14 protein-coding genes are annotated in these 11,736 nt (G+C 34.1%); 12 read left to right on the top strand and 2 right to left on the bottom strand.

What is annotated here, in order from left to right; all coding sequences use genetic code 11:
• Nucleotides 1-8: 8 nt before the first annotated feature.
• The 12 genes from secY (at nucleotide 9) to GBH57_RS14445 (ending at nucleotide 10,133) form a co-directional block, all read left to right on the top strand.
• On the top strand, nucleotides 9-1,361 hold the full coding sequence (gene secY, locus GBH57_RS14390) for a preprotein translocase subunit SecY (RefSeq protein WP_151675200.1): 1,353 nt from the start codon (nucleotides 9-11) through the stop codon (nucleotides 1,359-1,361).
• Between the two features lie 80 nt (nucleotides 1,362-1,441).
• Nucleotides 1,442-1,657 (top strand): translation initiation factor IF-1, encoded by a 216-nt coding sequence (gene infA / locus GBH57_RS14395; RefSeq protein WP_068589225.1) that lies wholly within the window; start codon nucleotides 1,442-1,444, stop codon nucleotides 1,655-1,657.
• Between the two features lies 1 nt (nucleotide 1,658).
• The gene (gene ykgO / locus GBH57_RS14400) at nucleotides 1,659-1,775 is read left to right on the top strand and encodes a type B 50S ribosomal protein L36 (RefSeq protein ID WP_013305171.1); all 117 of its coding nucleotides are present in this window, start codon (nucleotides 1,659-1,661) and stop codon (nucleotides 1,773-1,775) included.
• A 2-nt stretch (nucleotides 1,776-1,777) separates the two neighbouring features.
• Complete coding sequence (rpsM, locus tag GBH57_RS14405; protein WP_151675201.1) at nucleotides 1,778-2,152, top strand: 30S ribosomal protein S13; 375 nt, start codon at nucleotides 1,778-1,780, stop codon at nucleotides 2,150-2,152.
• A 9-nt stretch (nucleotides 2,153-2,161) separates the two neighbouring features.
• Entirely contained in the window at nucleotides 2,162-2,560 is a 399-nt protein-coding gene (gene rpsK / locus GBH57_RS14410) for a 30S ribosomal protein S11 (RefSeq protein WP_151675202.1), read from the top strand.
• 197 nt (nucleotides 2,561-2,757) lie between these two features.
• On the top strand, nucleotides 2,758-3,363 hold the full coding sequence (gene rpsD, locus GBH57_RS14415) for a 30S ribosomal protein S4 (RefSeq protein ID WP_151675203.1): 606 nt from the start codon (nucleotides 2,758-2,760) through the stop codon (nucleotides 3,361-3,363).
• A gap of 19 nt (nucleotides 3,364-3,382) precedes the next feature.
• Nucleotides 3,383-4,375, top strand: coding sequence for a DNA-directed RNA polymerase subunit alpha (locus tag GBH57_RS14420; RefSeq protein WP_151675204.1), 993 nt, complete (start codon nucleotides 3,383-3,385; stop codon nucleotides 4,373-4,375).
• Between the two features lie 75 nt (nucleotides 4,376-4,450).
• Nucleotides 4,451-4,927, top strand: a complete 477-nt coding sequence (gene rplQ, locus GBH57_RS14425) for a 50S ribosomal protein L17 (protein ID WP_151675205.1) — start codon at nucleotides 4,451-4,453, stop codon at nucleotides 4,925-4,927.
• 180 nt (nucleotides 4,928-5,107) lie between these two features.
• Nucleotides 5,108-6,220: a glutamine-hydrolyzing carbamoyl-phosphate synthase small subunit gene (gene carA / locus GBH57_RS14430; protein WP_151675206.1), complete on the top strand. Its 1,113-nt coding sequence runs from the start codon at nucleotides 5,108-5,110 to the stop codon at nucleotides 6,218-6,220.
• Between the two features lie 27 nt (nucleotides 6,221-6,247).
• On the top strand, nucleotides 6,248-7,534 hold the full coding sequence (eno, locus tag GBH57_RS14435) for a phosphopyruvate hydratase (RefSeq protein ID WP_151675207.1): 1,287 nt from the start codon (nucleotides 6,248-6,250) through the stop codon (nucleotides 7,532-7,534).
• A 223-nt stretch (nucleotides 7,535-7,757) separates the two neighbouring features.
• Entirely contained in the window at nucleotides 7,758-9,044 is a 1,287-nt protein-coding gene (locus GBH57_RS14440; protein WP_151675208.1) for a citrate synthase, read from the top strand.
• Nucleotides 9,045-9,218: 174 nt separating this feature from the next.
• Nucleotides 9,219-10,133: a dimethylarginine dimethylaminohydrolase family protein gene (locus GBH57_RS14445; RefSeq protein WP_151675209.1), complete on the top strand. Its 915-nt coding sequence runs from the start codon at nucleotides 9,219-9,221 to the stop codon at nucleotides 10,131-10,133.
• A 76-nt stretch (nucleotides 10,134-10,209) separates the two neighbouring features.
• Here GBH57_RS14445 and GBH57_RS14450 read toward each other — a convergent pair whose 3' ends face one another.
• Together GBH57_RS14450 and GBH57_RS14455 are read right to left on the bottom strand one after the other, a co-directional pair.
• Nucleotides 10,210-11,463, bottom strand: coding sequence for a DUF3570 domain-containing protein (locus GBH57_RS14450; RefSeq protein ID WP_151675210.1), 1,254 nt, complete (start codon nucleotides 11,461-11,463; stop codon nucleotides 10,210-10,212).
• Between the two features lie 48 nt (nucleotides 11,464-11,511).
• Nucleotides 11,512-11,730, bottom strand: a complete 219-nt coding sequence (locus tag GBH57_RS14455; RefSeq protein ID WP_151675211.1) for a DUF4266 domain-containing protein — start codon at nucleotides 11,728-11,730, stop codon at nucleotides 11,512-11,514.
• Nucleotides 11,731-11,736 lie beyond the last annotated feature (6 nt).

Here is an 11,736-nt window from a genome sequence, read left to right on the forward strand (position 1 = left end):
ACCAACCGATGAAATTTATTGAAACTTTAAAGAACGTTTGGAAAATAGAGGAATTACGTAACCGTATTATGGTAACGTTAGGTCTATTACTAGTTTACCGTTTTGGTGCTCAAGTAGTATTGCCTGGTATTGATGCCTCAAAACTTGCTGAGTTCTCTGGTAATTTTGATGCCGGTGGAATTGGTGGTTTATTAAATGCTTTTACAGGTGGTGCTTTTGCTAATGCATCTGTTTTTGCATTGGGTATTATGCCTTATATTTCCGCTTCCATTGTTGTACAGTTGATGCAAATTGCGGTTCCGTATTTACAGAAATTACAGAAAGAAGGAGAAAGTGGTAGGAAGAAAATTAATCAAATTACAAGATGGTTAACCATTGGTATTTGTTTAATTCAGGCACCTAGTTATTTATTTGGTTTAGAAGCTTTGGGAGTACCTTCAGCAGCTTTTATTCTAGGTAAGACACCAATGTTCTTTGTTTCTTCTACTATCATTTTAGTAACTGGTTGTGTTTTTGCAATGTGGTTAGGTGAAAAAATAACAGATAAAGGTATCGGAAATGGTATTTCTATCCTTATTATGGTAGGTATTATAGCAACACTTCCGTTGTCATTTGCTCAGGAATTTGTTTCTAGAGTTTATGAATCAAATGGTGGTATGATCATGATACTTATTGAGATGGTAATATGGTTTGTAATTATTTTACTTTCTGTTTTACTAGTAATGGCGGTACGTAAGATACCTGTTCAGTATGCTCGTAGAACAGCTACAGGGGAATATGAAAAAAATATTTTCGGAGCTAGACAGTTTATTCCATTAAAGTTAAACGCTTCAGGTGTTATGCCTATCATCTTTGCTCAGGCAATTATGTTTGTACCAAGTTTTCTTGGTGGAGTTAGCTTTATGAAGGATTCTAGTGTTGGTCAATGGATGCAAGTAAATTTTAGTGATATATTTGGATTGTGGTATAATGTTACTTTTGCAATTTTAATTATCATTTTTACGTACTTTTACACAGCTATTACTGTTCCAACTAACAAAATGGCAGATGATCTTAAACGTAGTGGAGGTTTTATACCTGGTATTAAGCCAGGTGGAGATACTGCTGAGTTTTTAGACAGAATTATGTCTCAAATTACTTTACCAGGTTCTGTGTTTCTTGCGTTAATTGCTATTTTTCCTGCAATTGTCGTTAAGTTTTTAGGAATCCAGCAAGGTTGGGCATTATTCTTTGGAGGTACATCTTTACTAATTATGGTAGGTGTAGCAATTGATACAATGCAACAGATCAACTCTTATCTATTAAACCGTCATTATGATGGCTTAATGAAGAGTGGAAAGAATAGAAAGGCAGTAGCGTAACTAATAAACTATATTTGAAATGTTGGTATGACTATTGCCAATAGGTAATAGCATAATAACAATAAAATTAAAATTTCAGAATGGCAAAACAACCCGCAATAGAACAAGACGGAAGCATCGTAGAAGCATTATCAAATGCTATGTTTCGTGTTGAGTTAGAAAACGGTCACATAGTTACAGCGCATATCTCAGGAAAAATGAGAATGCACTACATAAAATTATTACCAGGAGATAAAGTAAAATTAGAAATGAGTCCTTATGATTTAACTAAGGCTCGAATAACATACAGATACTAAAATGAAAGTTAGAGCATCAGTTAAAAAGAGAAGTGCCGACTGCAAGATTGTACGCAGAAAAGGTAGATTATATGTAATTAATAAAAAGAACCCTAGGTTCAAACAAAGACAAGGATAATTATGGCAAGAATCGCAGGTGTAGATATTCCTAAACAAAAAAGGGGTGTAATCGCGTTAACATATATCTTTGGAATCGGTAAAAGCCGTGCACAAGATATATTAGAAAAAGCTGGAGTAAGCGAAGACAAAAAAGTTAGTGAGTGGAACGATGATGAAATCGGAGCTATTCGTGACGCTGTTGGTACTTACAAAATCGAAGGTGAATTACGTAGTGAGGTTCAATTGAGTATCAAGAGATTGATGGATATTGGATGTTACAGAGGTATTCGTCATAGAGTTGGTCTTCCTTTAAGAGGACAGCGCACTAAGAATAACTCAAGAACGAGAAAAGGAAAACGTAAAACTGTTGCTAACAAGAAAAAAGCAACTAAATAAACCTTAGATATGGCAAAGTCAAATCCAAAAGCTAAAAGCACAAAAAAACGTAAAGTTATTGTGGAGTCTGTAGGTGAAGCTCACGTTACAGCATCTTTCAACAATATCATTATATCTTTAACAAATAAAGGTGGAGATGTTATCTCTTGGTCATCAGCCGGTAAAATGGGGTTTAGAGGATCAAAGAAAAATACTCCTTATGCAGCTCAATTAGCAGCAGAAGATTGTGCAGCAGTTGCACATGAAGCTGGACTAAGAAAGTGTAAAGTGTACGTTAAAGGGCCTGGTAACGGTAGAGAATCTGCAATTCGTAGTATTCATAATGCTGGTATAGAAGTAACAGAAATTATTGATGTTACACCAATGCCACATAACGGTTGTCGTCCTGCTAAAAGACGTCGTGTATAATAAAATTATTGAGGCATTCTTTTGGATGCCTCAATTTCTATTTTTTAATTGTACCTTTGCGGGCTCAATTGAGAAAAATAATATAAGATGCTCTAGGGCATCTTAAGTTGTAAATAATAAATATCAATCTGAAGATTAACGAAACTAAAGGATTAACGTAAGACCTTAATTTAGTATCACTTCAAAAACTATTAGAAATGGCAAGATATACTGGTCCAAAAACTAAAATTGCACGTAAATTCGGTGAAGCGATTTACGGAGAAGACAAAAACTTTGAAAAAAGAAATTACCCACCAGGACAACACGGAAATAATCGTCGTCGAGGTAAAAAATCTGAATATGCTATTCAATTAGCTGAAAAGCAAAAGGCAAAATATACTTACGGTATCCTAGAGCGTCAGTTTAGAAACATGTTTAAGAAAGCAACTGCTGCACCAGGAATTACAGGTGAAGTATTGTTGCAAATTGCTGAATCACGTTTAGATAATGTTGTTTACCGTATGGGAATAGCTTCTAGTCGTCCAGCTGCAAGACAGTTAGTTTCACACCGTCACATAACTGTAAATGGAGAAAAAGTAAATATTCCTTCATACCAATTAAAGCCAGGTGATGTTATTGCTGTTAGAGAGAAGTCTAAATCTCTTGAAGCTATTAATGCATCATTAACAAATGCTAGAAACGTATTTGAATGGATTACTTGGAATTCTGAGAAAAAAGAAGGAACGTATGTTGCGATTCCTCAACTTATTCAAATTCCAGAAAACATAAACGTACAGTTTATCGTTGAATTATATTCTAAATAATAAAAACCCACCAGTCACTATGGCAATATTAAATTTTCAGAAGCCTGATAAGGTTATAATGATCAATTCTACAGATTTTGAAGGGAAATTCGAATTTCGTCCTTTAGAGCCTGGTTACGGATTGACAGTAGGTAATGCCCTTAGACGTGTATTACTTTCTTCATTAGAAGGATTTGCAATTACTTCAATTCGTGTTGAAGGAGTTGATCACGAGTTTTCAACAATTGCAGGTGTGGTTGAGGATGTAACTGAAATAATCTTAAACTTAAAACAAGTTCGTTTTAAAAGACAGATTGACGAAATAGATAATGAAACTGTTACAATTTCTGTTAACGGTGGAGATCAATTAACTGCTGGAGATTTCCAAAAGTATATTTCAGGTTTTCAGGTATTAAACCCAGACTTAGTTATCTGTAATATGGATAACAAAGTAAATCTTAATATGGAGATCACTATCGAAAAAGGTCGTGGTTATGTTCCTGCTGAAGAGAACAAGAAAGCGAATGCTCCATTAGGTACAATTTTTACAGATTCTATTTACACTCCAATTAAAAATGTTAAATATAGCATTGAAAATTTCCGTGTAGAACAGAAAACAGATTACGAAAAGTTAGTTTTTGAAATCCAAACAGATGGTTCAATCCATCCTAAGGATGCTTTAACTGAAGCAGCTAAAACTTTGATTCACCACTTCATGTTGTTTAGTGATGAGCGTATCACCCTTGAGGCTGATGAAATTGCTCAAACTGAAACATATGATGAAGAATCATTACACATGCGTCAATTGCTAAAAACTCGTTTAGTTGATATGGACTTAAGTGTTCGTGCATTAAACTGTTTGAAAGCTGCAGAGGTTGATACATTAGGAGATTTAGTCTCTTATAACAAGAACGATCTAATGAAATTCAGAAATTTCGGTAAGAAATCTTTAACTGAGTTAGAAGAACTTGTAAATGTTAAAGGACTTAATTTTGGAATGGATCTTTCAAAATACAAACTAGATAAAGACTAGTAACATAATTTAATAATAATCATATTTTGCTCTCCACAATGGTGGATTTGGTAGCAAGATGATAAAACAAATGTCATGAGACACGGAAAAAAAGTAAATCATTTAGGGAGAAAAACAGCGCATAGAAAAGCAATGCTTGCGAATATGGCTTGTTCTTTAATTGAGCATAAAAGAATAAACACAACAGTAGCAAAAGCAAAAGCTTTAAAAGGTTTTGTTGAACCAATGATTACTAAGTCTAAAACAGATACTACACACAATCGTCGTATCGTTATGGCTCGTTTACGTCAAAAAGATGCCGTAACTGAGTTGTTTAGAGATGTAGCTGTAAAAGTTGGAGATCGTCCAGGTGGATACACTCGTATTATTAAATTAGGTAATCGTCTAGGAGATAACGCTGATATGGCGATGATCGAATTAGTTGATTACAACGAAATTTATAATGCAGGCAAAGCTAAGAAGACTAAAACTACTCGTCGTAGTCGTCGTGGTGGAGCTGCTAAGGCTTCTGCACCAGCAGTAGCAACTAAAGCAACAAAAGAAGAAGAATAAATGATTCAGCTTCAATAGATATAAAAAGGGATAAGCATTTAATGTTTATCCCTTTTTTTTTAAACTTTTTTTGAAATTTATTTTTTTATCATTTATCAAATTTTGTTTAAAAGTTCTAAAAACTGAAGTATCATATAACTATCTAATTAAGTTATTTTTGTAATCTAATAGTTAAGAAAGATGAAATATCAAACTCGAAAGAAAGCACTTATTTTATTAGCCGATGGAACTATCTTCCATGGAAAAGCAGTAGGAGGGAAAGAAGGTACTTCGTTTGGTGAAGTATGTTTTAATACTGGTATGACTGGTTACCAAGAAATATTTACAGACCCATCATATTTTGGACAGCTAATGGTCACCACAAATGCACATATAGGAAATTACGGTATTAACAATGATGAAATAGAGTCTGATTCTATTAAAATTTCAGGTCTAATATGTAGAAATTTTAGTTACCATTATTCAAGAGATCTAGCTGATGATTCATTAGAATCATTTATAAATAAAAATGATTTGCTTGCTATAAGTGATGTAGATACAAGAGCTCTTGTTAATTATATTAGAGATAATGGAGCAATGAATGCTGTAATATCTACAGATGTTGACAATATAGAGGGATTAAAGAAGCAACTAGCTGATATTCCAGATATGAATGGATTAGAATTAGCTAGTAAGGTGTCTACTAAAGAGCCATATTTCTTTGGTGATGAAAATGCATCTTATAAAATTTCAGCATTAGATATAGGGATTAAAAAAAACATATTACGCAATCTAGCAGAAAGAGATTGTTATATAAAGGTGTTCCCTTTTGATGCTCCTTTTGCAGATCTAAAATCATTTAATCCAGACGGGTACTTTTTGTCTAATGGGCCAGGTGATCCTGAACCATTGACTGAAGCTATTGAAACAACAAAAGAAATTTTGAAAACAAGTTCGCCTTTGTTTGGTATCTGTTTAGGTCATCAAGTATTAGCATTAGCAAATGGAATTTCTACTTATAAAATGCATCACGGACATAGAGGTATTAATCATCCAGTTATGAATTTACTTACGGGTAAAGGTGAAATTACATCTCAAAATCATGGATTTGCAATTAATAGAGAAGAAGCTGAGGCTCATGAAAATGTTGAAATAACACATGTTCATCTTAATGACCACACAGCTGCAGGAATTAGGCTTAAAGATAAGCCAGTTTTTTCTGTACAGTACCACCCAGAGGCTAGCCCTGGTCCACACGATGCAAGCTATTTATTTGATCAGTTTGTAGAAAATGTAAAAAAAGCTAAAAAATAAATTATTCAATAAACTCAAAACTAAATTATGAGCATTATTATAGATATACACGCAAGACAAATTTTCGATTCAAGAGGTAACCCTACTGTTGAAGTTGATGTAATTACTGAAAATGGATTTGTAGGTCGTGCAGCAGTGCCTTCAGGAGCAAGTACAGGTGAGCACGAAGCAGTCGAGTTACGTGATGGAGGAGATGCTTATATGGGTAAGGGTGTGTTGAAAGCGGTTGAGAATGTAAATGGGCGAATAGCAGGAACACTATTAGGAGTTTCGGTTTTTGAACAAGAGGAAATTGATCAAATTATGATTGATTTGGATGGAACAGCTAATAAATCTAAACTTGGAGCTAATGCGATTTTAGGAGTTTCTTTGGCATGTGCTAAAGCAGCTGCAAATGAGCTTGGTTTGCCTTTGTATAGATATATTGGCGGTGTTAGTGCAAAGACACTTCCTTTGCCTATGATGAATATTATAAATGGAGGAAGTCATAGTGATGCGCCAATAGCGTTTCAAGAATTTATGATTATGCCAGTTGCCGCAAAGAGTTTTACAGAAGCAATGAAAATGGGGTCTGAAATTTTCCACCATTTAAAAAAGGTTCTTCATAATAGGGATTTAAGTACAGCGGTAGGTGATGAAGGAGGTTTTGCTCCAACACTTGACGGTACAGAAGATGCGTTAGATACAGTTAAAAAAGCTGTTGAAAATGCGGGGTATAGTTTTGGAGATCAAATTATGATTGCATTGGATTGTGCGGCTGCGGAATTTTATGTGGATGGTAAGTATGACTATACAAAATTTGAAGGTGATAAAGGTGCAATTAGAACTAGTGAGGAACAAGCCAGTTACCTAGCTGAACTTTCTCGTAAATATCCTATAATTTCGATTGAAGATGGAATGGATGAGAATGATTGGGAAGGTTGGAAATCGCTTACAGATAAAGTTGGCGATAAAGTTCAATTAGTAGGAGATGATTTATTTGTTACTAATGTAGATCGTTTGTCTCGTGGTATTGATGAAGGAATTGCAAATTCTATTTTGATAAAAGTGAACCAAATAGGTACATTATCAGAAACTATTGCAGCTGTAAATATGGCTCATAATGCTGGATATACTTCAGTGATGTCTCACAGAAGTGGAGAGACTGAAGATAATACTATCGCTGATCTCGCAGTAGCATTAAATTGTGGGCAAATAAAAACTGGTTCTGCTTCACGTAGTGATCGTATGGCAAAATATAACCAGTTACTTCGTATAGAAGAGCAATTAAATAATACGGCATATTTCCCAGGAAAAAATGCCTTCAAAATCTAGTATAAAAAATACTATAGTTTTAAAAAGCAACCACTCAGTGGTTGCTTTTTTTATTACTGATAAGATTGAATTATTACTTCTTTATTGAAATCCCTACTTAATCTAAATTTAAGGATTATTTAACCTAAGCTAATTGCATATTTCTATGCATATTATGGTGAGATTTTGTAATTTAGCAATTCGGTTCCGACTGAACTTCAAATATAAAATACAATAGATAAATATGTCAAAAACTGCTACACTAGAAATTGATGGGAAAAAATATGAATTCCCTTTAATTACCGGTACTGAAAATGAAACTGCAATAGATATTAAAACTCTTCGTGGTGTTACGGGAGGAATAACTACAATCGATCCAGGTTATAAAAATACGGGGTCTTGTGAAAGTGCCATCACCTTTTTGAATGGTGAGGAAGGTATCTTGCGTTATAGAGGATATTCAATTGAAGAACTTGCTGAAAAAGCAGATTTTTTAGAAGTAGCCTATTTGTTGATTTTTGGAGAACTTCCAACACAGGATCAATTAAATAAATTTCACTCAGATATTAAAGAAGAAAGCGTTGTTGATGATGACGTTAAAAAAATATTAGATGCATTTCCTAAGTCGGCTCACCCAATGGGAGTATTGTCTTCTCTTACAAGTGCGTTAACGGCATTTAATCCAACAACTGTTAATGTAAACAGTGAGGAAGATATGTACAATGCTATTGTTAAAATATTGGGTAAGTTTCCAGTATTAGTAGCTTGGACAATGCGTAAGCAAAAAGGATTACCATTAAACTATGGCGATAATAGCTTAGGGTATGTTGAAAACATCTTAAAAATGATGTTTGAAAAACCAAATGAAGAATACAAGCAGAATGATATTTTACTAAATGCTTTAGATAAGCTATTAATTCTTCATGCAGATCACGAACAAAATTGTTCAACATCTACTGTACGTATTGTTGGTTCATCTCACGCAGGATTATATTCTTCATTGGCAGCTGGTATATCTGCACTTTGGGGGCCATTACACGGTGGTGCTAATCAAGCAGTTTTAGAAATGCTTGAAGCAATTAAAGAAGATGGTGGAGATACGCACAAGTTTATGAATAAAGCAAAAGATAAGTCTGATCCTTTCAGATTAATGGGCTTTGGACATAGAGTTTATAAAAATTTCGATCCACGTGCTAAAATTATTAAAGTTGCAGCTGATGATGTTCTAGCAGATTTAGGTATAGAAGATCCTGTTTTAGATATAGCTAAAGGTCTTGCAGCTGAAGCTTTAAGCGATGAATATTTTGTAGATAGAAAATTATATCCAAATGTAGATTTTTACTCAGGTATCATTTACAGAGCTATGGGAATTCCTGTAGAAATGTTTACTGTTATGTTTGCTTTGGGTAGACTTCCAGGTTGGATTTCTCAATGGAAAGAAATGCGTGCTAGAAAAGAGCCAATTGGTCGTCCAAGACAAATTTATATTGGAGAAACTCTTAGACCATTCAAAGAGATTTCTGAAAGATAAGCCATAAGGCATATTTAGAATTATATAAAAAAAGCATCTCAAATAGAGGTGCTTTTTTTGTATGCTTATTTTAAATTTGTTTTTTTTGCGAATATGATTATTTCTAGGGGTATAAATTTAAATTTTTAATGATGCTCATTTAGTTCAATGAGGCATATTAGCTATATTTGTTTTATGATAAAATTGAACGTCACTAACGAGTTTTCAAGACTTAGGGAAGTTGTATTAGGTACTGCAAAAAGTAATGGGCCAACACCATTATTAGAAGATGCATATGATCCTAAAAGTGCAGAATTTATAAAAGCAGGTACATATCCACTAGAAAAAGATATGATTGTAGAAATGGAAGCAGTTGCTGCTGTTTTTGAAAAGTATGACGTTAAAGTCTATCGTCCTACCATCATTGAGGATTACAATCAAATTTTCTCAAGAGATATTGCTTTCGTGATTGAGGATAAATTTATTAAAGCTAATATTTTAGAGGATAGATCTAGAGAAATCGATGCATTAGATGCAGTGATGATACATATAGATCCAGCTAAAATTATTGAATTTCCTGAAGCTGCACATATAGAAGGTGGAGATGTAATGCCTTATGGTGATTACATATTTGTAGGTACATATTATGGCGAAGACTATTCCTCATTTATTACAGCACGCACAAATATGAAAGCTGTAAAATACCTACAGTCTTTGTTCCCAAATAAGAAAGTGAAGTCTTTCAATTTACGTAAATCTAATACAATTGCAGAGGATAACGCATTACATTTAGATTGCTGTTTTCAGCCTATTGGTCACGGTCGTTGTATTATACATCGTGAAGGATTTTTGATAGAAGAAGAATATCAATGGTTAGTGGATTTCTTCGGACATGAGAATTGTTTTCATATAACTAAAAAAGAAATGTATAATATGAATAGTAATATCTTTAGTATTTCCGAAGATGTTATAATTTCAGAAAAGAATTTTAAACGTTTAAATACTTGGCTTCGAGAAAATGGATATGTAGTTGAAGAAGTACCTTATGCCGAAATATCAAAACAAGAAGGACTGTTACGTTGCACAACAATGCCGCTAGTGCGTGATTAAATTTTAGTAAAACCGCTAACAAAACAGCCGAATACACATTGTATTCGGCTGTTTTGTTTTGTGAAATTTGGGTATGTTAATCGTGAACGAACTTTAATCCCGTAGAGATCAAGAAAAAATTGAGTCCGCTATCACGACTATATTGATCAAATTTTAAGTCGATACTCTTTAAACCCCATTTCGATATTTTGAAGTTTGTAAATATATCAGTGTAAGTTACACCTAAGCCATACTGGTGTGCGGTAAATTTTGATAAATCATAATCACTTGTGTAAAAATCATCAGTAGACAATGCGGTATTGTATTCGTAAAAGTAATCACTTGCTGTTTGGTTATAGAAGCGATATGATGGGTATAACGTGAATTTGCTACTCAGTTTAATTGGCACCTCTATACTTGCTGTGTGCGAGTCAATTCCCCAATCATCTGTGTAATATCGATAGTATGTTCTTAGTACAAAAGTCTCGTTAATATAATAGTTAAGTCGGCCTCCTATCGCAATTTTAAAGCGTGTGTCTGGAAGGCGTTCAATGTCATCACCAAGCTGAAAATTCTCAACGAATATATCAGGCTTATCACTAAAATATACACGATGGAATGGCGTAGATAAAAGCCCCTCTTGTTGAACCAAATCTAAGGAAAGTGAGGCTTGAGAGTTTTTAGATAATATCTGAGAAAAACCTAGACCTAAGGAGTACGAGTTTCTGTTTGTGTTTGGAAGCGGATTTAAATCTTCAAAATCTGTTTCATTTTCAATGTCGAAGCGAAGTTCTTCAGGATAGATACGTGTCCATTGATCTAAGTACACATTTGCATTAGCGCTTATTTCGGTATTTTTTTCATTAAATAAGTACGTGTAATTAGCGCCAAAACCTAAAGAAAAGTAATCATACTCAGATGAAACCGAAACCTTAGCTCCCCAGACTTTATTACGGTCATCACTGCTATGGCTGTAACTAAATACACCATTTGCCCAAAGATCACTTCCGGAAGCTCCAGATGACGCTACAAATGGATCTGCTGTGTCACCATCAAATGCATCTACATTACTAGATGAAGCAGATGTATAAGCTGAAACTCCTGCATCAATAGTAAATACATCGTCTGCATTTAATGGTATTGCGATAGTAATACTTGGTGCAAAATCTGTTAACTCTTCAGTTCCTCGACCACCTGTAACTGCTGCGTTATCTCCATCTTGAGAGTAGTAACTTGCTACAATATCTACTTCAGTAGTTTCTAGCACACGTTTTTTATAGGTAGGAATTGTGTCTTGTGCATAAATCGCAAAAGAGAAAAAAATAAAACTAATTAAAAAGGTTGATTTCATATAAATAATAATAAAATGAAAGTATAAGGTTAGTCGCTAATTAACTGATTAATTGCATCCGCAACCTCCACCAGTTTTACCGCCATTAGCTCCAGATGCTGCTTCTCTATATGCAAGAGCATTGCTTTCGCCCTTTTTTACAGCCTTGTCACTTAAAGCCATATCTGGATCGTTAATGTTTACTTTTTCATATTCTTTTACCACTATGCAAGATGTAAGTTGTGTAATGACACAGAAGGCACAGAATATTTTTATAGCTGTTTTCATAGTAAC

The organism is Patiriisocius marinus, assembly GCF_008974325.1.
GTDB lineage: Bacteria > Bacteroidota > Bacteroidia > Flavobacteriales > Flavobacteriaceae > Patiriisocius > Patiriisocius marinus.